This window comes from Citrobacter farmeri (assembly GCF_019048065.1).
In the GTDB taxonomy this organism is placed as follows: Bacteria; Pseudomonadota; Gammaproteobacteria; order Enterobacterales; family Enterobacteriaceae; genus Citrobacter_A; species Citrobacter_A farmeri.
The window spans coordinates 1,392,031-1,416,017 of sequence record NZ_CP077291.1 but is presented as its reverse complement, the minus strand read 5'-3'; the positions used below and the strand labels follow the sequence as shown (position 1 = coordinate 1,416,017).

At 52.4% G+C, this 23,987-nt stretch carries 27 protein-coding genes and 1 tRNA gene; 14 read left to right on the top strand and 14 right to left on the bottom strand.

Going from position 1 to position 23,987, the window contains the following annotated elements:
* Positions 1-9: 9 nt before the first annotated feature.
* Entirely contained in the window at positions 10-942 is a 933-nt protein-coding gene (prmB, locus tag I6L53_RS06615) for a 50S ribosomal protein L3 N(5)-glutamine methyltransferase (RefSeq protein ID WP_042317741.1), read from the bottom strand.
* Between the two features lie 170 nt (positions 943-1,112).
* Here prmB and smrB point away from each other — a divergent pair, with 170 nt between their 5' ends.
* On the top strand, positions 1,113-1,664 hold the full coding sequence (smrB, locus tag I6L53_RS06610; protein WP_042317740.1) for an endonuclease SmrB: 552 nt from the start codon (positions 1,113-1,115) through the stop codon (positions 1,662-1,664).
* A 79-nt stretch (positions 1,665-1,743) separates the two neighbouring features.
* Here the strand turns inward: smrB and sixA are convergent, their stop codons facing one another.
* The 4 genes from sixA to I6L53_RS06590 all read right to left on the bottom strand — a co-directional run bounded on the left by sixA (position 1,744) and on the right by I6L53_RS06590 (position 6,355).
* Entirely contained in the window at positions 1,744-2,229 is a 486-nt protein-coding gene (gene sixA / locus I6L53_RS06605; protein ID WP_042317739.1) for a phosphohistidine phosphatase SixA, read from the bottom strand.
* A gap of 192 nt (positions 2,230-2,421) precedes the next feature.
* Entirely contained in the window at positions 2,422-4,581 is a 2,160-nt protein-coding gene (fadJ, locus tag I6L53_RS06600; RefSeq protein WP_042317738.1) for a fatty acid oxidation complex subunit alpha FadJ, read from the bottom strand.
* Positions 4,581-5,891, bottom strand: coding sequence for an acetyl-CoA C-acyltransferase FadI (gene fadI, locus I6L53_RS06595; protein WP_042317737.1), 1,311 nt, complete (start codon positions 5,889-5,891; stop codon positions 4,581-4,583). Before fadI ends, fadJ begins: the two co-directional genes overlap by 1 nt.
* Before the next feature lie 179 nt (positions 5,892-6,070).
* Complete coding sequence (locus I6L53_RS06590; protein ID WP_042317736.1) at positions 6,071-6,355, bottom strand: YfcZ/YiiS family protein; 285 nt, start codon at positions 6,353-6,355, stop codon at positions 6,071-6,073.
* A gap of 373 nt (positions 6,356-6,728) precedes the next feature.
* Between I6L53_RS06590 and fadL the strand changes: the two genes are divergently transcribed.
* Positions 6,729-8,069, top strand: coding sequence for a long-chain fatty acid transporter FadL (fadL, locus tag I6L53_RS06585; RefSeq protein WP_042317735.1), 1,341 nt, complete (start codon positions 6,729-6,731; stop codon positions 8,067-8,069).
* A gap of 61 nt (positions 8,070-8,130) precedes the next feature.
* On the opposite strand, the gene mlaA is transcribed toward fadL, so the two are convergent.
* Positions 8,131-8,886 carry a phospholipid-binding lipoprotein MlaA gene (gene mlaA / locus I6L53_RS06580; protein WP_042317733.1) on the bottom strand — a complete coding sequence of 252 codons (756 nt, stop codon included), beginning with the start codon at positions 8,884-8,886 and terminating at the stop codon, positions 8,131-8,133.
* A 291-nt stretch (positions 8,887-9,177) separates the two neighbouring features.
* Here mlaA and I6L53_RS06575 point away from each other — a divergent pair, with 291 nt between their 5' ends.
* From I6L53_RS06575 to I6L53_RS06565, 3 genes are all read left to right on the top strand, one after another.
* A complete protein-coding gene (locus I6L53_RS06575; protein WP_042317732.1) occupies positions 9,178-10,119 on the top strand; it encodes a formate/nitrite transporter family protein in 942 nt (313 codons plus the stop codon).
* 76 nt (positions 10,120-10,195) lie between these two features.
* Positions 10,196-10,270 (top strand) — tRNA-Arg (locus tag I6L53_RS06570).
* A 378-nt stretch (positions 10,271-10,648) separates the two neighbouring features.
* A complete protein-coding gene (locus I6L53_RS06565) occupies positions 10,649-10,921 on the top strand; it encodes a hypothetical protein (RefSeq protein ID WP_042317920.1) in 273 nt (90 codons plus the stop codon).
* A gap of 211 nt (positions 10,922-11,132) precedes the next feature.
* Here the strand turns inward: I6L53_RS06565 and I6L53_RS06560 are convergent, their stop codons facing one another.
* Positions 11,133-11,744, bottom strand: coding sequence for a DUF1062 domain-containing protein (locus I6L53_RS06560; RefSeq protein ID WP_042317731.1), 612 nt, complete (start codon positions 11,742-11,744; stop codon positions 11,133-11,135).
* A gap of 334 nt (positions 11,745-12,078) precedes the next feature.
* Here I6L53_RS06560 and I6L53_RS06555 point away from each other — a divergent pair, with 334 nt between their 5' ends.
* Positions 12,079-12,288 (top strand): hypothetical protein, encoded by a 210-nt coding sequence (locus tag I6L53_RS06555; protein ID WP_253318425.1) that lies wholly within the window; start codon positions 12,079-12,081, stop codon positions 12,286-12,288.
* A 7-nt stretch (positions 12,289-12,295) separates the two neighbouring features.
* Positions 12,296-12,883, top strand: a complete 588-nt coding sequence (locus I6L53_RS06550; protein ID WP_042317727.1) for a dienelactone hydrolase family protein — start codon at positions 12,296-12,298, stop codon at positions 12,881-12,883.
* Between the two features lie 16 nt (positions 12,884-12,899).
* Here I6L53_RS06550 and I6L53_RS06545 read toward each other — a convergent pair whose 3' ends face one another.
* On the bottom strand, positions 12,900-13,373 hold the full coding sequence (locus tag I6L53_RS06545; protein ID WP_042317725.1) for a methyltransferase family protein: 474 nt from the start codon (positions 13,371-13,373) through the stop codon (positions 12,900-12,902).
* 126 nt (positions 13,374-13,499) lie between these two features.
* On the opposite strand from I6L53_RS06545, the gene I6L53_RS06540 reads away from it, so the two are divergent.
* Positions 13,500-13,832, top strand: coding sequence for a YegP family protein (locus I6L53_RS06540; RefSeq protein ID WP_042317724.1), 333 nt, complete (start codon positions 13,500-13,502; stop codon positions 13,830-13,832).
* Between the two features lie 50 nt (positions 13,833-13,882).
* On the opposite strand, the gene I6L53_RS06535 is transcribed toward I6L53_RS06540, so the two are convergent.
* The 4 genes from I6L53_RS06535 to cynR all read right to left on the bottom strand — a co-directional run bounded on the left by I6L53_RS06535 (position 13,883) and on the right by cynR (position 17,188).
* Positions 13,883-14,605: an amino acid ABC transporter ATP-binding protein gene (locus tag I6L53_RS06535; protein ID WP_042317919.1), complete on the bottom strand. Its 723-nt coding sequence runs from the start codon at positions 14,603-14,605 to the stop codon at positions 13,883-13,885.
* Positions 14,592-15,356, bottom strand: coding sequence for an amino acid ABC transporter permease (locus I6L53_RS06530; RefSeq protein WP_042317723.1), 765 nt, complete (start codon positions 15,354-15,356; stop codon positions 14,592-14,594). Before I6L53_RS06530 ends, I6L53_RS06535 begins: the two co-directional genes overlap by 14 nt.
* Before the next feature lie 64 nt (positions 15,357-15,420).
* Entirely contained in the window at positions 15,421-16,188 is a 768-nt protein-coding gene (locus tag I6L53_RS06525; RefSeq protein WP_042317722.1) for a basic amino acid ABC transporter substrate-binding protein, read from the bottom strand.
* 106 nt (positions 16,189-16,294) lie between these two features.
* Positions 16,295-17,188, bottom strand: a complete 894-nt coding sequence (gene cynR / locus I6L53_RS06520) for a transcriptional regulator CynR (protein ID WP_042317721.1) — start codon at positions 17,186-17,188, stop codon at positions 16,295-16,297.
* A gap of 110 nt (positions 17,189-17,298) precedes the next feature.
* Here cynR and I6L53_RS06515 point away from each other — a divergent pair, with 110 nt between their 5' ends.
* The 4 genes from I6L53_RS06515 (at position 17,299) to I6L53_RS06500 (ending at position 20,159) form a co-directional block, all read left to right on the top strand.
* Positions 17,299-17,958, top strand: coding sequence for a carbonic anhydrase (locus I6L53_RS06515; RefSeq protein ID WP_042317720.1), 660 nt, complete (start codon positions 17,299-17,301; stop codon positions 17,956-17,958).
* A 32-nt stretch (positions 17,959-17,990) separates the two neighbouring features.
* Positions 17,991-18,461, top strand: a complete 471-nt coding sequence (gene cynS / locus I6L53_RS06510) for a cyanase (protein ID WP_042317719.1) — start codon at positions 17,991-17,993, stop codon at positions 18,459-18,461.
* A gap of 61 nt (positions 18,462-18,522) precedes the next feature.
* Positions 18,523-18,981 (top strand): nucleoside deaminase, encoded by a 459-nt coding sequence (locus I6L53_RS06505; RefSeq protein ID WP_042317718.1) that lies wholly within the window; start codon positions 18,523-18,525, stop codon positions 18,979-18,981.
* Positions 18,978-20,159 (top strand): cyanate transporter, encoded by a 1,182-nt coding sequence (locus I6L53_RS06500; protein ID WP_042317717.1) that lies wholly within the window; start codon positions 18,978-18,980, stop codon positions 20,157-20,159. The genes I6L53_RS06505 and I6L53_RS06500 overlap by 4 nt, the downstream gene beginning before the upstream one ends.
* Positions 20,160-20,326: 167 nt before the next feature.
* On the opposite strand, the gene I6L53_RS06495 is transcribed toward I6L53_RS06500, so the two are convergent.
* Positions 20,327-20,569: a DUF2545 family protein gene (locus tag I6L53_RS06495; protein ID WP_042317715.1), complete on the bottom strand. Its 243-nt coding sequence runs from the start codon at positions 20,567-20,569 to the stop codon at positions 20,327-20,329.
* A gap of 422 nt (positions 20,570-20,991) precedes the next feature.
* Between I6L53_RS06495 and lpxP the strand changes: the two genes are divergently transcribed.
* Positions 20,992-21,912, top strand: a complete 921-nt coding sequence (lpxP, locus tag I6L53_RS06490) for a kdo(2)-lipid IV(A) palmitoleoyltransferase (protein ID WP_042317714.1) — start codon at positions 20,992-20,994, stop codon at positions 21,910-21,912.
* Between the two features lie 369 nt (positions 21,913-22,281).
* Positions 22,282-22,353, top strand: coding sequence for a membrane protein YpdK (gene ypdK, locus I6L53_RS06485; protein WP_010723117.1), 72 nt, complete (start codon positions 22,282-22,284; stop codon positions 22,351-22,353).
* Positions 22,354-22,419: 66 nt separating this feature from the next.
* Here ypdK and alaC read toward each other — a convergent pair whose 3' ends face one another.
* Positions 22,420-23,658 carry an alanine transaminase gene (gene alaC, locus I6L53_RS06480; RefSeq protein WP_042317712.1) on the bottom strand — a complete coding sequence of 413 codons (1,239 nt, stop codon included), beginning with the start codon at positions 23,656-23,658 and terminating at the stop codon, positions 22,420-22,422.
* Positions 23,659-23,987 lie beyond the last annotated feature (329 nt).

The following is a 23,987-nucleotide window of genomic DNA, read 5'->3' as shown; positions in this document are numbered from 1 at the left end:
CGTTGTTGTTTAATCTTTATAGAGGCTGAAGTGCTCGCGGGCAGCAATCAACTCGGCTTTGGTCAGCATAAAGACGCCATCGCCGCCATTGTCGAATTCCAGCCAGGTGAACGGCACATCAGGATATTGTTCCATCAGATGTACCATGCTGTTACCGACTTCACAAATCAGAATACCGTCATCAGACAGGTAATCCGGCGCATTGCCCAGAATGCGACGGGTGAGTTTCAGGCCGTCAGTGCCGGACGCCAGCCCCAGTTCCGGCTCATGACGATATTCATTAGGCAGATCGGACATATCTTCCGCGTCAACGTACGGCGGGTTGGTCACGATCAGGTTGTACTGAACTTTAGGCAGGTCGCGGAACAGATCGGAGCGAATAGGCGTGACGTGATGGATCAGGCCGTGTTCTTCAATGTTGCGTTCAGTCACAGCCAGCGCGTCCGCCGAGATATCGACCGCGTCCACTTCCGCTTCCGGGAAGGCATAGGCGCAGGCAATAGCAATACAACCGCTCCCCGTGCACATGTCCAGTATGTGGTGTGGTTGCTGTGCAATCAGCCCCGCAAAGCGGTTGTTGATCAGCTCACCAATCGGAGAGCGCGGCACCAGCACGCGTTCATCAACGTAGAACTCATGGCCGCAGAACCAGGCTTTATTGGTCAGATAGGCCACCGGGATACGTTCATTCACACGACGGATCACACGCTCAACAATACGGTGGCGTTCGCTGGAGGTCAGGCGCGCGGTGCGCATATCTTCTGGAATATCCAGCGGCAGATACAGTGAGGGCAGCACCAGCTGTACGGCTTCATCCCATGGGTTATCAGTACCATGGCCGTACCAGATATTCGCCGCACTAAAGCGGCTGACCGCCCAGCGCAACATGTCCTGAATGGTATGCAGATCACTCACTGCTTCATCAACGAAAATTTTATCCACCTGTTCCTCCAGGGCATGCTCGCATTAATTTCGGCGGCTAGTTTGCCATGAAGACGGCGATAAATCAGCAATCAAGCGCGGGGATAGCGGGTGAAAATTGCGTTTTGAGCATTCGCATCCGCGTCGAGTCGGGTAAACTAGCGGATAATAAAAAAAGATGAGACCGCAGAATGAAAAAGAAAACATCGCTCAGCGAGGAGGACCAGGCGCTGTTCCGGCAGTTGATGACCGGCACCCGTCAGATTAAACAGGACACCATTGTTCATCGCCCGCTGCGTAAAAAGGTCACTGAGGTTCCGGTTAAGCGACTGCTTTCGGAGCAGGCCGATGCCAGCCACTATTTCTCTGATGAGTTTCAGCCGCTGCTGAATACAGAAGGCCCGGTGAAATATGTTCGTCCTGACGTCAGTCACTTTGAACTGAAGAAAATGCGCCGTGGCGATTACTCCCCGGAATTGTTTCTTGATTTACACGGACTGACGCAGCTTCAGGCCAAGCAGGAACTGGGCGCGCTGATTGCCGCCTGCCGACGGGAACACGTGTTTTGCGCCTGCGTGATGCACGGTCACGGCAAACATGTTCTGAAGCAACAGACGCCACTGTGGCTGGCGCAGCATCCCCATGTCATGGCCTTCCATCAGGCGCCGAAAGAATACGGCGGCGATGCCGCGTTGCTCGTGTTGATTGAAGTGGAAGAGTGGACACCGCCGGAACTCCCCTGAGCGCAAAAACAACAAGAGCCGCATCAGCGGCTCTTTGAGAGTACGACAAACCTCATCCCATACAGGATAAGACGACAGGTTAAATCGCTTTCGCCATTTTGAGGTTACACGGGCTCATCTGCCAGTTGAAAACCCCTTTTCCACTTTCATCCAGCGTTACACAGGCAATCGCTGAGGTGGTAAACATCGGCGGCGTTTCGCCAGGACACAGTTCAGACACCAGATAGCCCACTAACGGGAGGTGTGAGATCACCAGTGCGGTAGCAACACCTTCATTGGCCAGAGCTTGCAAATAAGCACTGACCAGACCGACATCGCCGCAGGGAGTCAACTCCGGCAAAACATCCACGTTGCCTGGCAGGTTCATGCATCCCCCTACCACATCCAACGTTTGTTCGGCTCGCAGGAACGGGCTCACCAGAACACGTTCGATATCCACTTTTTGACCTTTCAGCCAGTTCGCCATAAGGCGAGATTCATCACAACCACAGGTGGTTAAGGGACGAACCGAATCACTGGCGGCATCGAGGGCCGCGTCGCCGTGACGCATGATAAAAACTTGCATATTGCACCGCTTTTGTTAACCAGAATCACACGCACTCCAGCAAAAACCCCTCAGGGTTGCTGTAATGCAGTGGCCGGCATTGTGCCTTATCCGTTCACTGAATGAAACGCTGTGTTTTACCTCAATGGCGTAAGTATAGTCAATCTGTGTTTACAATTTAATCAACTCACAACCATTCAGTACGGATTTACCTTACATTTGACCTTGTTCATTCAGGTCAGTTGCATCTGTTTTCCAGAAACTTTCACCTCGCTCCGCCATCTGTAACAACCTGTCGCACGGCGTAAACCGCGGACCATACAGCGAAGCCAGACGTTGCAATACCGCAACCACTTCACCCGCACCGAGAGCATCCATATAACGGAACGGGCCCCCGAGAAACGGAGGAAAACCAATACCAAACACCGCGCCGATGTCACCATCGCGCGCACTACGGATCACCTGCTCATCAAAGCAGCGCGCCGCCTCATTGAGCATTAACATGACACAGCGTTCCGCCATCTGTTGGGGGGAGAGCCGACTTTGCCCCTGCGCGCCAATAAGCGCATAAATTGCAGGGTCGACCTGTTTTTTGCTTTTACGCCCTTTCGCCCCATAAAGATAGAAACCCCGACCATTTTTTCTACCTTTGCGATCGTCATTCAAAATTGATGAAACAACATTTGCAGGGGCGCTAAAACGCTCGCCATAAGCGGCTTCCAGTATCGGTATAATTTTAGTGCCTGTGTCGATTCCGACCTCATCCAAAAGTTGGATTGGCCCGACCGGAAAACCAAACTTTACCAGTGCGCTGTCAATCTGGTCGACCCGCTCGCCTTCGGTTAGCAGGCGAATCGCTTCATTGATATATGGCGCAAGAATACGGTTTACGTAGAACCCGGCCTTATCACGCACCACAATCGGTGTTTTACCCTGTTTTTTTGCCAACTTAACCGTGGTGGCAATGGTTTTCCCCGACGTCGTGGCATGCGGAATCACCTCCACCAGCGGCATTTTTTCAACCGGGCTAAAGAAGTGTAGACCTATCACCTGCTCGGGTCTGGCCGCTTTTGCCGCAATATCACCAATAGGTAAAGATGAGGTATTGGATGCAAAAATGGTGTGAGACGCGCAATTTTGCTCAACTTCTGCCACCATCTGTTGTTTTAACGACAGATCTTCAAACACCGCTTCAATAACCAGATCGCGATGGCAAAAGCCGCGATAGTCCACCGACCCCGAAATCAGCGCCAGCTGTTTGTCACGCTCACTGGCTTTGATATGCCGCCGACGCACCTTCGTTTCAAGCTGGTCCCAGCTGTATTTCAGTGCGTGATTGATTCCTTTGGGATTAATGTCTTTGATGCGAACTGGCAAGCCACCTTTACAGGCCGTGACGTAGGCAATACCGCCGCCCATCAGCCCACCGCCGAGTACACCGACGCTGTTAAGCGGTCCGGGTGGAACCTCGCTGCCGGGGTCCTTTTTCACATCCGTACTGGCAAAAAAGATATTGCGTAACGCCTGGGACTGCGGCGTCATCGCCAGCTCGCCAAACGCGCGCGCTTCCGCGTCATAGCCGCTGCTGCTACCCTGTGCCAGTCCGGTCTCAATCACCTGTAAAATGCGTTCTGTCGCCGGGTAATTTCCCTGGGTTTTCTGTTCTGTTTTCTTGCTGACCATGCGGAACAACAATGCTCGCCCAAGTGGACCCGCCAGAATACGTTCACGAACCGGAAGGGGTCGATGACCAGGGCGATCTTTTTTCGCCCATTCCACGGCAGCGTCCAGCAGGATCGTCTGCGGAACCACCTCATCTACCAGCCCGGCTTTCAGCGCCTGCTTCGCGCGAAGTTGTTTACCGGTAAGAATCATATCCAGTGCAATACTGATTCCCACTCGTCGTGGTAGCCGTTGGGTGCCACCAGAACCTGGCAGCAGCCCGAGTTGAACTTCCGGTAAACCAAGTACGGTTTTTGCATCATCTGTGCAGACACGCGCATGACAGGCCAGCGCCAGTTCAAGCCCACCGCCCAGACAGGCACCGTGAATGGCGGCAACCACCGGGATCGGCAGCGCGTTGATCTCAGCCATCAGTTGCTGCCCTTGTCGCGCCAGCGTTTCCGCTTCCTGCGCGCTTTTGCAGCGACTAATCATATTAATATCCGCCCCGGCAATGAAATTATCCGCTTTCGCGGAAATGATCACGACGCCGCGAATCGCCTTGTTTTCGCGGATCTGTTTCAGCATGGCCCGGACCTGCGAGGCAAATTCCGCCTTGAGGGTATTCATCTTTTCTCCGGGGACATCAACAGAGATGACGGCGACATTGTCCAGGCGAACGTTAAGCGTAAAAGCCGATGTCATTTCCATTATTCCGCCTCCAGAACCATTGCCGCACCCAGTCCCCCCGCCGCACAGGCGGTGACCAGGCCAAAACCGCCGCCGCGCCGGCGTAACTCGTGTAAGGTTTGTGTAATCATCCTCGCGCCCGTTGCGGCAAACGGATGTCCATAGGCAATCGAGCCACCGAGTACATTAAATTTGCTGTCATCGACTTCACCGGTGGCATGGGACCGACCGAGCACCTCACGCGCAAAGCGCTCGCTGCCAAGTAACTGGAGATTAGCCAGCGTCTGCGCGGCGAAGGCTTCGTGCATATCGAAAAGCGTCAGATCGGCCATGGTGATACCCGCGCGTTCCAGCGCCAGCGGCGTGGACCACGCAGGCCCCAGCAACATGTCCTGCCAGACATCGATCGCGGTAAACGCGTAGCTTCGCAGATAGCCGAGCGGAACCAGCCCCAACTCTTTGGCACGGGATTCCGTCATCAGGATGACTGCCGCCGCGCCATCCGTCAGTGGTGTACTGTTTGCCGCCGTTACGCTGCCATGTTTCCGGTCAAATGCCGGACGCAGTCTGGCATAATCCGCCAGCGTGGAATTACCGCGAATGTTGTTATCTTCTGACAACGGATCTTTAAAAGGTGGCGTGTAAGTGGTCATCACCTCATCGGCCAGCTTTCCTTCCGCCCACGCCTGAGCGGCACGCTGATGAGAGCGATGCGCCAGAGCGTCCTGCTGTTCACGGGTAATGCCGTAGGTTTTCGCCATCTGCTCGGCGGTGTCGCCCATTCGCAGGCCGGTAGAATATTCCGCTACGGCAGGCGGTATGGGCATCAGATCGCGCAAGCGCAGACGAGAAAAGAGCTTCAGACGCTGTCCCATCGTGCGGGCTTTGTTAACATCAACCAGCACCCGAGCCAGTTTTTTGCTGACGCCAATGGGCAGCACCGAAGACGAGTCCGCCCCTCCGGCGATACCCGCACGAATGGTGCCAGCCATCAGACTTTCCGCAACGTTTGCTACGGCCTGAAAACTGGTCGCACAGGCGCGACTGACGCTGTAGGCATCGGTATGCACGTTCATGCCGGTCCCGAGTACGATTTCGCGCGCAATGTTCGGCGCTTCCGGCATCTGGACAACTTGCCCAAACACCAGCTGTTCAATGACATCAGCAGGAATTTCACTGCGTGCAAGCAGTTCGCCAACCACCATTTTGCCGAGATCGACGGCGGGAATGCCATGATAGGCGGTCGCCTGACGGGCAAAAGGCGTACGTAATCCGCTCACAATGGCGATGCGATCGCCCTGGCGGGTGACCAGCGGTAAAGCCTGACTCATAACACTCCCCTGTAAAAATAAAATAAGTGGTCTGACCTGATCATAGTCTTAACCAATTTTTTACATTTAGCCAAGCGAAGCGCAAAGAAAGTGAGAGCTATGGCACAGTGAATAATCACTGCCAGAAATGAAAATGCCCCGGGAAAATTCACCGGGGCAGCAAAAATAACGAGGAGGGATTAACGCAGACCCAACTGGAAGATCAGGGTTTCGGCCTCGCAGGCGAAGACGAAATCGATATCAAGACGCACACCGTCAGACTCTTCGGTGAAAGTCGAGGTGATTTTGCACGGTTCAGATTCCACGCTACGCGCTTTTTCGGTCAGCGCCGCCAGCGTCTCTTCAGCCTCTGCGCGGTTAGCGAACACGCGGCTGTATGATGCGGTGCAATCGGAGTTGTCCATGATGGTACCAACATCCATACAGCAGCAAACCGGGGTTTCATCAGCACTGCATTTACTCATTGTAGATTTCCTCTGTATTTTGCACCCAAGGTGCCAGATAAACGATGGGAATATTTTACGCTCCCCACATGCGCCTCTCCAGTTGTTAATTGTGCGAAATGAGATAAGTGACCGAAATCACACTTAAAAATGATCTAAAACAAATTTCACCCAAAAGGATGAGTGCGCAAGCCGTCAATTTTGCCAACTGGATCGCGTTTTAGAGATCACAATTGAAAAAACTTATAAACATACTTGCAACATTTCAGCTGATCAGACCTATACTCACGCCACTGGTCTGATTTCTAAGTCGTCCCACAGACCCTACACTTCGCGCTCCTGTTACACCATGTAACATAGTTTGTATAAAAATAAATCAATTGAGGTTATGGTCATGAGCCAGAAAACCCTGTTAACAAAGTCTGCTCTCGCAGTCGCAGTGGCAATCATCTCCACCCAGGCCTGGTCTGCAGGCTTTCAGTTAAACGAATTTTCTTCCTCTGGCCTCGGCCGGGCCTATTCGGGTGAAGGCGCTATCGCAGACGATGCAGGTAACGTCAGCCGTAACCCAGCGCTGATCACGATGTTCGATCGCCCGACGTTCTCCGCCGGTGCGGTCTATATCGATCCGGACGTCAACATCAGCGGACGCTCGCCGTCTGGCCGTAGCCTTGATGCGGACAACATCGCCCCAACAGCATGGGTACCAAACGCGCACTTTGTTGCGCCAATCAACGATCAGTTCGGTTGGGGGGCATCAATCACCTCTAACTACGGTCTGGCGACAGAGTTTAACGATACCTACGCCGGCGGTTCTGTCGGCGGTACCACCGACCTCGAAACCATGAACCTCAACTTAAGCGGTGCCTATCGCTTAGATGACGCCTGGAGCTTTGGTCTTGGTCTGAACGCCGTTTATGCGCGTGCGAAAATCGAACGCTTCGCCGGTGACCTGGGTCAACTGGTCGCTGGTCAGGTGATGCAATCTCCCGCCGGACAAACACCGCAGGGTCAGCAACTGGCGGCCACCGCAAATGGCATCCCGAGCGATACCAAAATTGCCCACCTGAACGGTAACCAATGGGGCTTCGGCTGGAACGCCGGGATCCTGTATGAACTGGATAAGAACAACCGTTACGCGTTGACCTACCGTTCTGAAGTCAAAATTGACTTTAAAGGTAACTACAGCAGCGATCTGCCGCCGGCGATCAACAACTATAACCTGGGCATCCCGACCGCTACCGGCGGTGCAACCCAGTCAGGTTATCTGACGCTGAACCTGCCAGAAATGTGGGAAGTATCCGGTTATAACCGCGTGGCACCGCAGTGGGCTATCCACTACAGCCTGGCATATACCAGCTGGAGTCAGTTCCAGGAGCTGAAAGCGAAATCCACCGGTGGTCAGACGCTGTTCCAGAAAGATGAAGGCTTTAAAGACGCCTACCGTATCGCCCTGGGAACCACCTACTACTACGATGATAACTGGACGTTCCGTACCGGTATCGCCTTCGATGACAGCCCGGTTCCGTCACAAAACCGCTCTATCTCGATTCCGGATCAGGACCGCTTCTGGCTGAGCGCCGGTACCACCTACGCCTTCAATAAAGATGCGTCTGTGGACGTTGGCGTCTCTTACATGCACGGCCAGAGCGTTAAAATTAACGAAGGTCCGTACCAGTTCGAGTCTGAAGGTAAAGCCTGGCTGTTCGGTACTAACTTTAACTACGCATTCTGATTTGATGCAGACGTAAAAAAGGTGAGCTTTTTAGCTCACCTTTTTATTTGCCTAAACCGGCTTACTCGGAATCGATCTCTTTTAGTTCGTCCTGAATCGCCTGCGCGTTCGGGTTTTCCTGCGGCTTGAGTTTCCCACCATCCGCAATAAAGTCATGACGCTGGAAGTAAGCTTCACGAACCATGATGTAGGGATCGGAAGACTGGCGCAGCAGGCCATCGGAATCCAGCAACTGAGCGCGGGTCTCAATCCCTTCAATCGTCCACTTGCCGATAGACATCGGCCAGGTCAGCCAGGAGAGAACCGGATAGAGCGTATCCGCCATATCACCACCGTCCTCGCGGATAGTCCAACTACCGTAGAACGGTAACTGCACGTAAGGACCATAACCTACGCCATAATGACCTAAGGTGCTGCCGAAGCGATGTGGCTCAACGCGTTGCAGTTTCGGATTCGCCATACCAGCGACGTCAATGAAACCGCCCATCCCCAGAATCGTGTTGAGGAAGAAACGGGTGAAATGCACCATCCCCTGATACGGATCGCCCTGCAGGAAATAGTTCACCATTACCGCTGGTTCTTCCAGGTTTCCGGTGAAGTTGCTCAGACCATTACGGGCAGGCTGCGGAACATAATCACGCCAGGCGACAGCCACCGGTCGAACGATATACGGATCCAACACATTAAAGTTGAAGTTGTACATGGTGCGGTTGAACCCTTCAAACGGGTCCGAACGCCCCTGCTGTTCTGTGCCAGAACTTGCACACCCCACCAGCAGTGTGGTTCCCAGCGCAAGCGCCGACAGGCGAAGCTTCATAAATGTCTCCCTGTTAATTATGGCTATCGCTGATTGCCATCCATGACGGAACGCTATCGTATCCGCCTGTAAAGGTGTGAGCGATTGTAACAGTACGTCAAACGATGTCTATATCACCGAACTCGTTGATGTGATCATAGCCTGGTCACACCAGAATCGCCGCGCTTCTATTCTAGCGAGATGAAGAAAAACAAACGTTACCATTTTTGCGTTTTCAGAGTATGTCTTCACGGGGTTCTGGCTAAAAACCGCTACGCTTTATTCTGTCTGTGCTCATATCGGGGATGAATGATGGTTGATCATGAAAACGACAAGATAGATAAACATAGCGACGAGCTAGCTGTCGAAAGTGAAGAGAAACAGAGCGGGAAGAAGATAGAAGTGGATGAGGATCGCCTCCCTTCACGGGCGATGGCGATTCACGAGCATATTCGTCAGGACGGGGAGAAAGAGCTGGAGCGAGATGCGATGGCGCTGTTGTGGTCAGCCATTGCCGCCGGACTTTCAATGGGTGCCTCACTGCTGGCAAAAGGCATCTTCCACGTCAAACTGGAGGGCGTACCGGGCAGTTTCTTGCTGGAGAATCTCGGCTATACCTTTGGCTTTATCATCGTCATTATGGCTCGTCAGCAGCTGTTTACCGAAAACACGGTTACGGCCGTGTTGCCCGTGATGCAAAATCCGACGTTCGGTAACGCGGGGCTGTTGATGCGGCTGTGGGGCATTGTATTGCTGGGGAATATTCTGGGCACTGCGATTGCGGCGTGGGCCTTTGAATATATGCCTATCTTTAACGAAGAGACCCGCGATGCGTTCGTTAAGATAGGCATGGAGGTGATGAAAAACAGCCCCGCGGAAATGTTTGCCAACGCTATTATTTCCGGCTGGCTGATTGCCACGATGGTCTGGATGTTCCCGGCGGCTGGCGCGGCGAAGATCGTGGTGATTATCCTGATGACGTGGCTGATTGCGTTGGGCGATACCACTCACATCGTGGTTGGGTCAGTTGAAATTCTCTATCTGGTATTCAACGGTACGCTGCACTGGAGCAACTTCCTCTGGCCGTTTGCCTTACCGACACTTGCCGGAAACATATGCGGCGGTACCTTTATCTTCGCCCTGATGAGCCACGCGCAGATCCGCAACGATATGAGCAACAAGCGTAAAGAAGAAGCCAGGATCACGGCGCAAAAAAGAGACAACGCGCAGAAAAAGGTGGAAAAACAGTCCTGAATGGTGACGGTTTGAACAGTCAGGCGGCCCCTCACTTACCGAGACAAACAAAAACCGGTATACTCGGTGCCGCTTCGTCCCCTTAGTTAAATGGATATAACGAGCCCCTCCTAAGGGCTAGTTGCAGGTTCGATTCCTGCAGGGGACACCATCCCGCCGAACACCAACGTCCATCCATCCCTATAACAAAAGGCATTTTATTATCCTGATGTTCATCATTACCTGTTGAAATTAACAAAGTCCATGACGTATTCCTGCTCCGATTATCTATGAATCCCCAATTTGACCAGAAAGACTCTCAACTGATTCACCGTTAGTCAGGTCAAAACAATCCGCCCAGAAGATGAAATCATAAACCGATTGAATGTAAGCACCTTTACGCTACCGTTTCCCGGACCGGTACAAATTATCGTGGTATTCGACACACCACCGCATGCGTGATGTAGCGCAAAAGTGGCTGACGGTGAAAATGTTAAGGTGCTCCGTTATCCATATCTCAGGGTGATAATTCATGACGGTAATATCGAGAATGAAAAAGATGAGTGCAGTAGCGTTCGTGGTGGTCGCAACCCTGATGCTGACTGGCTGTGCAAGCCGATCGGATTGGGCGGTTTACGAGTCGGCTCCGGGTTTCTTCTCAGGATTGTGGCACGGATGGATTGCTGTATTCGCGATGATTGGGCATCTGTTTGATAATTCCATTGCTATTTACTCCGTTCCTAATAATGGCGGATGGTATGACTTTGGTTTTCTCCTGGGAGTCGGCGCATTTGGGGGAACCGCAGGAGCCGCTGCCAGATAAAATAACATCTTCAATATAGAAGCCACCTCCTAAGAATAAGAAGGTGGCTTCTGAGAATGCCCCAGCAAGGGGTTATCAGGAATACCGTCGCAACCCCATTCACGCGGATCGGACGATGATTTACCTTGAAAAGCACCAGACAAGAAACTGATTCGGCGTTGCGTTTCCCGCCAATTTTGACGCCCGCCATGCAGGCCGGGCGTCGCCTGGTTTAGCGTTTCGCTTCCATGCGCATTTTCCTGATCGCGTAAAACGCGTCCGGGCTCATCCAGAAATCATAAGCCGTATCCTGACGTTTACGATTTTTGAGTTCACGCAGCGTAACACCGCAAATCTTACCCTCGGCAACCCACCGCGCTATCTCCCCCGTACTGAGTCGCAACTGCTTTTTCATCACCGATAACAGACTGACCTGAAAGGCGATCGTTAATCTGATACTCACCTTCAGATGCTGATGCCGGGCAAACGTGATCCGCCACTGCTCGCGAACAGCAAAGTCCGGGCTCCCGGAGAGTTCGGCATTATTTCGCTTCAGAATGTGGCGATCGTGAGCGAAAAGTTGGATCGCCCTTGCGTCATTGGCAACGATCCGCGCATAGAGATCGCGGTCAATACGGTTGACAGGGAGTCGCGAGAACAGGCTGATATTCCAGGTGTAATCACAGTGAAGACACTTATAGATGCTCCAGATATCCAGCAACTTTTTTTGCGAATTCATTCTGAAAGCCCCGGAAGGGATGAATTCGCGTTTGATATTGCAGGCAGGACAGCGCTTCGCGATGCGCTGATAGCCCACGGGACTGACGGTCCATATGAGGTGCATGTTGACCCTTTTTTAACCCATACAAAAACGGATTCGTCCTGAACGAACCATGAATTTTGCTAAGAGAAAAATATTTAAAGATATTTTTCAGTGGGTTAAGAAAAGATTTCCAGCACAACTATCCCTTGAGTCATCGGTGAGACAGTAAGACTAACAGACCCTCATTTTCTCAATACATAAACCAAATCAATATTTGTTACACATCTGACAGGGTTATTTGATCTGGCATCGGATTCTTCTCGAAAAATAACCGTATATTTATTCATCAACCACAGGACACAAGGAGCGTTACATGTCACAGCAAGAACAGTTTTGCCACGCCTGCGGAATGCCGCTGTCCGCACCCGATGCCAAAGGAGCGAGCGATAAATACTGCGCATATTGCAGCGACGCCGAAGGCAATCTGAAGCCCTGGGATGAAGCCGTTTCTGGCCTGGCGGGTTTTCTTGACTCCTGGCAAAAAGTTGGCCCTGAGGAATCACGTAAGCGTGCGATTCGCTTCCTGACGTCCATGCCAGCCTGGGCGCATAAAGCGGACGACTAAACCGCAGATGTCCAGCCAACGGTCAGATGCCGTCGTCATTCTGCATGAAATTTACGGCATCAATGCACATATACAACGTACCAGCGATATGTGGCGAGCGCGTGGGTTCGCGGTTTATACTCCCGCGCTTTTCCCCCATGACAGTCCCTTCAGTTATGCGCAACAGGATGAAGCTTATCGCTATTTTTCAAACCACGTGGGTTTTGATCCCCAACCCGTCTTAACGCTGCTTGCCACACTGCGCGCGCAACATCGCAAACTGATTGTCATTGGTTACAGCACCGGGGCAACGCTTGCGTGGCGAATCGCAGGAAGCGGCTTGTGTGATGGGGTTATCTGTCACTATGGCTCTCGCATTCGTCAGTACAGCGATGAGTTACCGCACTGCCCTGCGCTGATGATCATGGCCCGCCACGAGCCGTCATTCGACCCGACAGCACTGCAGCAGAAGCTGGAAACATTGCCCCTGGTGCAATGTCATATGTTCGATGCACAGCACGGTTTCTGCGACGCCGACAGCCCCGGACATCTTGCGTGGCAGGCGCGCCATGCTGTCGCTGATGCCATCGCCTTTGTCGACGCAATCTGCGGATAGCCAGCATGATGGCCTTTTATAGCCAGCGACGAACCTGCTTAGCGTAGTGCTCCCACTCTGCCCCAAAGCGCTTATGTAACTGAAACTCTTCAAAATCGATATGCAACCTGGCCACCGCCAACATGAAGAGTGGAACGGCAATCAGGCCAGGCAGACTGCCCATCCAGAGGGCAACGGCAAGTTGTCCTCCGCTCAGTCCAAGATAAATCGGATTTCGGCTCCAGGCATAGCATCCGCGCGTGACCAGCGTCGTCGTTTTATCGGCCTGAAGCGGATTGAGCGTGGTGCGATTCACATGCATTTGCCACGCGGTTGTCATGATGACGCCAAGGCTTACCGCAGCTATCGCCAGGCTCAGAACCTGGGTAACCAGACCAAAGGTAAAACGCGGATTTGCGGTAAGACAATCTCCCACCACAAAGATTAACAGAATAACCGGTGGCGGAAATCGACTCCTGAGCTTTTCGAGACGCACATTGACGTGTTTCATTCCCCTCCTTTTGCACCGCGATTATTTGAGACTTTTCAGATTCCTTCGAATATTGCCTGATAAATTATTATTAAACTATGCTCAATACGGTGCGGTAATTCCTCTCTTTTTAAAAAGGTGATAATTATGGCCGGTTGGTTTGAATTAAGTAAGAGTACAAACGATCAGTTCCGCTTTGTACTGAAAGCAGGGAATGGCGAGGTGATCCTCACGAGCGAACTGTATACCACGAAAGCGGCGGCAGAAAATGGTATTGCTTCCGTTCAGTCGAACAGTCCGCTGGACGAACGCTACGAAACGAAAACTGCGTCGAATGGTAAGTTCTTCTTCAATTTAAAAGCAGGCAATCATCAGGTCATTGGCACCAGCCAGATGTACGCCTCCACGCAGTCGCGCGATGTCGGTATCGCGTCGGTAAAAACAAACGGCAGCAGCAAAACAATAAAAGAGCAAATCTGATTTTCTGACGTAAATGGCCAGATCGGGAAATACCGATCTGGCATCTTATATCAAAGAACCTTACTTAAAAATTCAGCCGTTCGCGGATTTGCTGGCGACGTAAAAAGTACCTCCGGCGATCCTTCCTCCTGGATAATACCGTGATCGATAAAAATAACCCGATCGGCCACTTCACGGGCAAATCCCATTTCATGGGTGACGATCGCCATGGTCATGCCTTCATTGGCCAGGTTCTTCATCACCTCCAGCACATCGCCAACCAGCTCCGGGTCCAGCGCCGAGGTTGGCTCGTCGAACAGCATGATCGAGGGGTTCATTGCCAGCGCGCGTGCAATCGCCACGCGTTGCTGCTGACCGCCCGACAGGCGTGAAGGCCAGGCATCGCGTTTATCGCTTAACCCGACTTTTTCCAACAGCATTTCAGCCCGGTTAATCGCTTCACTGCGGGAGAGCCCCAACAGCATTTGCGGCGCCATCATCAGGTTATCCAGCACCGTCATGTGCGGAAACAGATTAAAACGCTGGAACACCATCCCGACGCTTTCACGCATTTTATTGAGATCGGTTTTGCGATCGTGAACGGCAAAACCATTCACCACGACTTCGCCTTCGGTAACCGTCTCGAGCGCATTCATGCAGCGTAAGAAGGTGCTTTTTCCGGACCCCGATGGACCAATGATACACACCACCTCCTGGGGTTTGATATCACAGTCAATACCGCGCAGAACGTGGTTGTCACCAAAGTGTTTATGTAAATTTTTAATGTGGATCACTTTTACCAAACCTTTTTTCCAGACGGTTAACCAGCTGTGCCAGCAGGAAGGTGAGTACCCAGTACACCAGCGAAATGGTCAGGTAGGGTTCCCAGTAGGTTGCATAAGCACCTGAAACCGTTCGCGCCGCATAGGCCAGATCGGCAAGTCCGATTGCCGAGGCGAGTGAGGAATCTTTGACAATCGCGATGGCATTATTGCCCAGCGGAGGAAGAATACGGCGAAAAGCCTGAGGCAGGATAACTTTGCGCATGGTTTTCCACCACGGCATTCCCAGCGCCCGCGACGCTTCCATCTGACCAGGGTCAATCGATTGGATCCCCGCACGGAAGATCTCAGAAACATAGGCCCCGGCATTCAGCGTGATCGCCACAATACAGGATAAGAAAGCACCGTAGCCCGAACGCAATTCGCGGGCGACATCGGCGCTCATCAGTCCGCTGGTAACCAGCATCCCGTCACGGGGATTGATGAACAGCGGCACCAGCGCAAAATGGACAACCATGATCTGGACAAACAGTGGCGTTCCGCGAAAGGCGCTGACGTAGAAACGAACGGGATACTGAACACAATAGCGGAGCGCGTATTTCCAGAAGCCGTGCTCGGCTTTCGCCATGCGGCCCAGCCCCAGCGTCAACCCCCAGAGTGTGCCAAGACAGACACAGATGATGGTACATTTTATGGTCATCCACGCGCCTTCCATAAACAATGGCGCATACTCCTGGATGATTTCCCAACGAAATCCCGTCATGGTTTTCCCCTGCAAAAAAGCTGACACAGACAACGTGTCAGCCTAAAAAAATTAATAAAGCAAATTACTCTGACGGAAGCGTCGGGACTTCGCTATCAAACCAGGTTTTATAAATTTTATCGTAGGTGCCATCAGCGATGATTTTCTTCAATCCCGCATTAATCTTCTGCTGTAATTCGGTATTCCCTTTGGCTACCGCAATACCAAAATACTGGCGTTCGAACTTAGCATCCGGGACGAGCTTGAACTGTTTTTCCGGATGCTGCTTGATGTAGTATTTCACCACACCGACATCGCCAACCGCCGCGCTAACACCATCTTCAAACAATTCCTGTAGCATTAACGGGGTATTATCGAAACGCTTAATCGCGGTGCTGTTTTTCCCCAGAACGCCAGAAACCACAATGTCACCGGTGCTGGAGTTAACGACGCCAACCTTTTCCGTCTTCAGCGAGTCCAGAGAACTCACTTTTGAATCAGCCGGAACGACAATTGACTGCTCAGCCGGGAAATAAGGAAGAGAAAAATCCACCATCTGCTTACGTTTATCCGTGATGGTGATCCCCGAGATAATAATGTCGCGATCCCCGGAACCCAGCGTCGCGAAGATACCTTCCCACGGCGTGTTGACCAGTTTGACATCAAAATTTTCCGCTTTAGCGATAGCTTTAATAATATCGATATCAAAGCCTTCCAGCTGTTTCTGGCTGTTTTCAAACTCAAACGGGCGATAGGTGCCACCCGCGCCGACCACGTAAGTTTCTTGTGCTGCAAAAGCGGCCCCGGTCAACGCCATCATCAAACATCCTGCTTTTATCCACTGACTGAACATTCCCTTCTCCTTTTATTTTTATGCACATTTACTGCATAAAAATACCCAAACTGATTTCCTTATGCAATCACTATCTGATCCGCGTTTTACCTCACCAAATCCCCGATTAACTTACCGCTTTCCCAGCCGTTACGCCTTCTTGCGCCATCGCAACAAACGCCCTGGCAGCCGCGGTTCGCCAGGCACCTTTTCGCTGCAGTAATACGGCCGTACGTTCGAGAAGTTGCGGGGTCAGTGAAATCGCCTGGAGATCGTGACTCTGTTCTGCGATGGGGGCAGGCAACAACGTGGATAATCCGGTGCGCCGCACCAGCTCCAGTACAGCACTAATAGAGTTGGCCTCCATGAGAATCTGCGGTCGCAGTCCTGCCTGTAGGCAGTAACGGTCAATCTGCTCCCGGGTAGCAAACTCCGCGTTCAATAAAATCAACTTTTCGTCATTGAGCACGCTCAAATCCACCGACGCCTGCACGGCCAGCGGATGATGATTCGCCACGACCAGGGCCAGGTTCTCGGTCAGCAACGGCTGCGCATCGATATCCGCAGAGTGAACCTGATCAAAGGCAATGCCGACATCCAGTTCATCATTGACCACCATCTCTTCGATTTTATCCTGTGAGAGTTCCTGTAGTTGTAAGGTCACATTGGGATAACGGGTATGGTATTCAGCCAGTAGCGGGCCGATAAACCAGGCGGTAAAAGTCGGTGTGACCGCAACACGCAGGGAGCCCCGACTCAGATCCTCCACATCATGAATGGCGCGTTTGCCCTCTTCCAGCGCCTGTAGCGCGCTGCGCGCATAGCGCAGATAGACTTCTCCCGCGTCGGTCAACCGGATCGTTCGCCCACTGCGATCGAACAACTGCACGGCCAGCATCTCCTCCAGTTGCCTGATTTGCTGCGAAAGCGCGGGTTGCGAAACGTGCAGCGCCGCCGCTGCACGGGTGAATCCGTGATGCTCCGCCACGGCAAGAAAATAGTGAGTGTGTCGATCCAGCATCGCCCTTACCTATAAGATTTTCCAATAGACACCATTATAAATGAGTCTTTTATCTTATGACACGAAGCGCGTAGCCTGTGTTCATCGCATAGCGAAACAGAGGATTATTCGTGAAAGAGATTATTGATGGTTTCCTGAAATTTCAGCGCAATGTATTTCCTGAACGCGCGGAATTATTCAGACGCCTTGCCACTGAGCAAAACCCCCGCGCGTTATTCATCTCCTGTTCGGACAGTCGCCTGGTCCCCGAACTGGTCACCCAGCGCGAGCCTGGCGATCTGTTCGTGATCCGCAACGCCGGCAATATTGTGCCGTCATATGGCCCGGAACCCGGTGGGGTGACTGCCTCGGTGGAATACGCCGTCTCTGCGCTTCGCGTCACCGACATCGTTATCTGTGGGCACTCCGATTGCGGTGCGATGACCGCGATTGCCGGGTGTCACTGCCTGGACCACATGCCTGCCGTCGATCACTGGCTGCGCTATGCGGATTCCGCCCGCGTAGTCAACGAGTCACGAACGCATGCCTCTTTAGCTGAAAAAACGGCCGCGATGGTGCGTGAAAACGTCATCGCGCAACTCGCCAACATTCAAACCCATCCCTCAGTGCGTCTCGCACTTGAAGAAGGACGCATTGCGCTCCACGGCTGGGTCTATGACATCGAAAGCGCTGAGATTGCCGCTTACGACGGCACCCGCGGACGGTTCGTTTCACTGGCAGAAAACCCAAACACCTGCGCGATGCCTTATCGCCAGTCATCCGCAGCCTGAGCTATTTTTTAACGTATCAAAGAGGTTCTATTATGATTCAGTCGCAAATTAACCGTGATATTCGCCTGGCCCTGGCCGACCAGATCCTGCTGAGCAAAGCCAAAAAAGATCTCACGTTTGCCCAACTTGCGGACGGCACCGGCTTATCAGAAGCGTTTGTCACCGCCGCGCTGCTTGGCCAACATGCTCTCCCGGCCGATGCAGCGCGTCTCGTCGGCGAAAAACTGGCTCTCGACAGCGATGCAGTATTGTTGCTACAGACCATCCCATTGCGCGGCAGTATTGACGATCGCGTACCGACAGACCCGACGATGTACCGTTTCTATGAGATGTTGCAGGTTTACGGCACCACGTTAAAAGCGCTGGTTCACGAAAAATTTGGCGACGGCATTATTAGCGCCATTAACTTCAAGCTGGATGTCAAAAAAGTGGCGGACCCGGAAGGCGGCGAGCGCGCCGTAATTACCCTCGATGGTAAGTATTTACCCACGAAGCCTTTCTAATCCATCAGAGCGGTACGCGCAGGCGTATCGTTCTTCTTTTCTCTGTACACAGGAGTAAAGTATGTCTGCACATGATAATTATCTGCAACAGGCACTGGCCCTGGCAGCCCGCAACGTTGAACAGGGTGGACGCCCGTTTGGCGCGATTATTGTCCGCAATGGCGAAGCGATCGCCGAAGCCGTCAACACGCTACACCTGGATGATGACCCCACCGGGCATGCAGAGCTCAATGCCATTCGGGCGATTGCGGCTCATTCAGGCAGCGCGGCGCTTCGCGAATGTGTGGTTTACGCCAGCGGTCAGCCGTGCCCCATGTGCCTTAGTGCCATGTATCTCACCGGCGTAAAAGAAGTCTGGTTCGCCAACAGCAATGGCGATGGTGAGACATTCCGTCTTTCCACTGCGGCAATTTATCAGCAATTACGGCAGCCCCTCGAGCAACAAACTCTGCCTGTTCATCATCTTCCGCAACCCAATGGGCTGGCAGTTTATCAACGCTGGGCTGAAAAACAGTCATGAACAAAACGCCCCACTTTGGGCTAATCCTGCTGATTCTGGTGCTGATTGGCCTGAATATGCGTCCGCTGCTGACCTCGGTTGGTCCACTTTTGCCGCAACTACGTGCCGCAAGTGGTATGAGCTTTGCCGTGGCGTCGCTGCTCACAGCATTACCGATGATCGCCATGGGGGCTCTGGCGCTGGCCGGAGGGTGGATCAATCGCCATATCAGCGAGCGCCTTAGCGTCGCCTTAAGTCTGTTGATGGTTACGACCGGCGCGTTGCTTCGCGAACTGGCGCCGCACAGCGTCGTACTACTGAGCAGCGCTCTGCTGGGCGGTATCGGTATTGGGATCGTTCAGGTTGTCATGCCAACGGTAATTAAGCGCCTTTTTCATCGTCGCATGCCGCAGGTGATGGGGCTCTGGTCAGCTGCATTAATGGGCGGAGGGGGACTCGGCGCGGCGATGACCCCGTGGATCGCGCAACATAGCGAACTCTGGTATCGCTCGCTGGCATGGTGGGCTCTGCCTGCGCTGATTGCCCTGGTCGGCTGGCTGGCACAACCTCGCTCAGCTGAGATGCCGTCACCTCACCGGAAAAGTGCTGCCGTGCGCGTCGTACTCAACCCGCGCGCCTGGACGCTGGGACTCTATTTTGGCGTGATCAATGGCGGTTACGGCAGCCTGATTGCCTGGCTGCCGCCGTACTATATTCAGTTGGGCGAAAGCGCACAGTTCAGCGGCACGCTGCTGGCTCTGATGACCGTCGGTCAAACAGCGGGGGCGCTAATATTGCCGATGCTTGCGCGTCATCAGGATCGTCGTAAACTGCTGCTTTTCACGCTGGCCTTACAGATGCTTGGCTTTTGCGGTTTTATCCTCTGGCCTGCGCAACTGCCAATCCTCTGGGCCGTGGTTTGCGGTATCGGCCTGGGCGGCGCATTTCCTTTATGTCTGGTGCTGGCGCTGGACCATGCCCAACATCCGGTGATATCCGGCAAATTAGTCGCTTTTATGCAGGGGATTGGCTTTATAATCGCGGGCCTCTCTCCCTGGCTCTCCGGTATCTTACGGAGCCTGAGCGGCAATTACTGGCTTGACTGGACGTTCCACGCCCTCTGTGTGGCCGGACTTATGGCGCTCACCCTGCGTTTCGTGCCGGCACGCTATCCACAGGAATGGTCAGTCGCTGAATAAGGCGCGAAAGAAATGAAGGGGTGGAGGGAGATAAGAAGGAATTAACCTGTTCGTTCTTGCTGATCCTGACAACGAAAGTGCCAGCTAACTGGCACTTTTCCCTACGACGCGATAGCCCGATATAAAAAATGGCAATCATCAATACTAATGATTTATTGCCGGGCTAATTAACGCTTACCGTAGCCCACCATAAAACGAATGATCAGGCCGCAGGCCGGTGAAAGAAAAAGAAACAATCCTGTGACCATCTCATCACCAGCAGTCAACCACATCGTGGTGTAGTATATCAGCACCGCCAGAATGATCATGCCGATAAACGCGCTAATGGCTGATACCCAACCTAAAACCTGCGCGATATAACCACTGACACCCAGCATACTCACGAGCAGAAAGGCTAAAAAAAAGATCATCGCCGTACCTCCTTTTTGCGTGAACTTCAAACGTAAATCCTTACTCTCCTTATATTTTCAATCATAAGCGAAAGTGGTCTCTCCGGCAAATCTCTCAACTTTTTTATAACAATTGTGATTATACGAATATTCCGCATTGTGCTTTTCAAACTTTATTAAAAACAACCTATTAAAAACCACGCCATTATTTTTCAAACGCAATGAAAATATTTACGCTTCTTGATTAATTATTTGTGGCTGACATTAATCCCCTGGTGGTACATTATACGTCCAGCATTCATGCCCCTCGTGGTTTTGTCCTGACGCAGTTTTACACTCTTTGCAGGAACCATTGTCGTACATGATGGCCTAAAACATTGAGTGTACCGCGTTGGAGAATACGTCTTCTGCGATACAAAAATGGGTATCAATAGAAGGTATTTATGTTCCCAACATGCAAATTTTCCCGCGAGTTCCTACATCCGCGATACTGGCTCACCTGGTTTGGCCTCGGTGTGCTTTGGTTGTTGGTACAACTGCCCTATCCGCTTCTGTGCTTTCTCGGCACCCGAACGGGTTCGTTGGCACGCCCCTTCCTGAAGCGCCGCGAGTCCATCGCCCGTAAAAATCTTGAGCTCTGCTTCCCGTCTTATTCTCTGGAACAGAGAGAAAAGATGATCGAAGAGAATTTCCGTTCTCTCGGTATGGCGCTGCTGGAAACCGGTATGGCCTGGTTCTGGCCGGACCGTCGCGTGCGTAAATGGTTTGATGTTGAGGGACTGGATAACCTGCAACGTGCGCAAGCGCAAAACCGCGGCGTGATGGTCGTTGGCGTTCACTTTATGTCACTGGAACTGGGTGGTCGGGTGATGGGCCTTTGCCAGCCGATGATGGCGACCTATCGCCCACACAACAATCCGCTGATGGAGTGGGTGCAGACCCGCGGACGGATGCGTTCGAATAAAGCTATGATCGGCAGAAACAATCTGCGCGGCATCGTTGGTGCCCTGAAGAAAGGTGAAGCCGTCTGGTTTGCACCGGATCAGGACTACGGCCCAAAAGGCAGTTCTTTCGCTCCGTTCTTCGCTGTTAAGGACGTGGCAACCACGAATGGTACCTATGTGTTGTCGCGTTTATCAGGTTCGGCCATGCTCACCGTTACGATGGTCAGAAAAGCCGGTAACAGTGGTTACCGTCTGTATATCTCTCCTGAGATGAAAGGCTACCCGGCAGATGAAAACCAGGCCGCCGCCTATATGAACAAAATTATCGAGAAAGAGATCATGCGCGCCCCTGAGCAGTATCTCTGGATCCACCGCCGCTTTAAAACCCGTCCACTGGGTGAAGCCTCGCTCTACATCTAAAAAGGCCGTAAGGCCTTTTTTATTGTCTGCTATAACCAATAACCTTGATTATATTGTGGTTTTCATCCTCACTTTTTACGCCAGAGATCGCGTCGCTCAATGGTGATTTATTACCCTCTGAAATTATACTGTCGCCGAATCACGACAGTTGTAAGTTATTAAAAGTAAATAAGAAAATGCCTCTTGTCTCGCTTCATTTTTAGGCGTACATTAGCGCCGTCTGGAGCAATCAACGCACAGAATTCTGAGGTGATACCGCAGACGAAACAGAGGAATTTTCCGGGTTTTGTTCTTACTGGTATCAGCTCTCTATAATCAGATGAGATGAAATTCATTCGGGCGTATCAGTCATTACGCGGAGAGATGAAAGTGAAATATTTCTTTATGGGCATTTCTTTTATGGTCATCGTTTGGGCCGGTACGTTTGCCCTGATGATCTAAAGACAACAATGCAGCAAAAAAACAGGAGCCGATGGCTCCTGTTTACGTTTGGATGGACAGAACGTGTTACTCGAGGGTTTCAGAAGCCGATTTCGTTCCGGCAGGCAACAGGCCATCGGCGCGGAACATCGATTTAATCCCTCTGATCGCCTGACGAATACGATCGCGGTTCTCAATCAGCGCGAAGCGCACATGGGTATCACCGTAATCACCAAAGCCAATTCCGGGCGACACACACACTTTAGCGTCGTTCAGGAGTTTCTTCGCGAAGTCCAGCGACCCCATCCCGGCATACTGTTCCGGGATCTTCGCCCATACGTACATGGAGGCTTTCGGCATCTCGACCATCCACCCGGCCTCATGTAGCCCTTTCACCAGTACGTCACGACGGCGCTTATACTGCTCGGCGATATCCCGCACGCACTGCTGATCGCCTTCCAGTGCCGCAATGGCGGCAACCTGTAGCGGGGTAAACGTGCCGTAGTCGTGATAGCTCTTAATCCGCGCCAGGGCATTGACCAGCGTTTTGTTGCCGACCATAAAGCCAATGCGCCAGCCCGCCATATTGTAGCTTTTCGACAGCGTGAAAAACTCCACCGCCACGTCGCGCGCTCCAGGCACCTGCATGATGGACGGCGCTTTCCAGCCATCGTAAACGATGTCGGCGTAAGCCAGATCGTGTACCACCAGCACATCGTAACGCTTCGCCAGCGCGACCACTTTCTCAAAAAATTCTAACTCGACGCACTGCGCCGTCGGATTAGACGGGAACCCGAGGATCATCATCTTCGGTTTCGGATAACTTTCGCGAATCGCACGCTCCAGCTCGTTGAAGAAATCGATACCTTCCACCAGCGGAACAGAACGCACCTGAGCGCCGGCAATTACCGCGCCGTAAATATGGATGGGATAGCTGGGGTTCGGCACCAGCACCGTATCACCATGATCGAGTGTGGCCAGCATCAGGTGCGCCAGCCCCTCTTTTGAGCCAATAGTGACAATCGCTTCGGATTCGGGATCGATATCCACTTCATAGCGTTCCTGATACCAACGGGAGATGGCCCGACGCAGGCGCGGGATACCGCGAGAAGTAGAGTAACCGTGCGTATCCGGGCGCTGCGCCACGGTGCACAGTTTTTCGACGATGTGAGGCGGCGTCGCACCGTCCGGGTTCCCCATGCTGAAGTCGATAATATCTTCGCCGCGCCGACGCGCAGCCATCTTCAGTTCAGCCGTGATGTTAAAAACGTAGGGGGGGAGACGATCAATACGCGTAAAGCGACGTTCAGGGCGAGAGTCAGCCATAGTTTCCTCAGATTCACGTTAGCGCCCGGACCGTCCGAGCGACGCTGCCACGATGGTGGCATGTTTAGAAAATAGCCTGATTAAAATCCCTCTGTCGAGAGGGAAAGCAAAATATTTTTTTGTTTCTAAAAAGAGGAACCTCAACTTTAAAAGAGGAAATCTTTCTTATTTCACTCGTATTTCGCGTTACTTTTCTATAACACTCTGTTGTTATAGTAGTAACCAGGAAAGCCCGCGTTTTATGAGATGTATTGTAAATACACCAATCACGCATCAATCCCCTTTTAAAATTGAGGTTTTTCCTCATTAGCCACAACATCTCAGCAGGC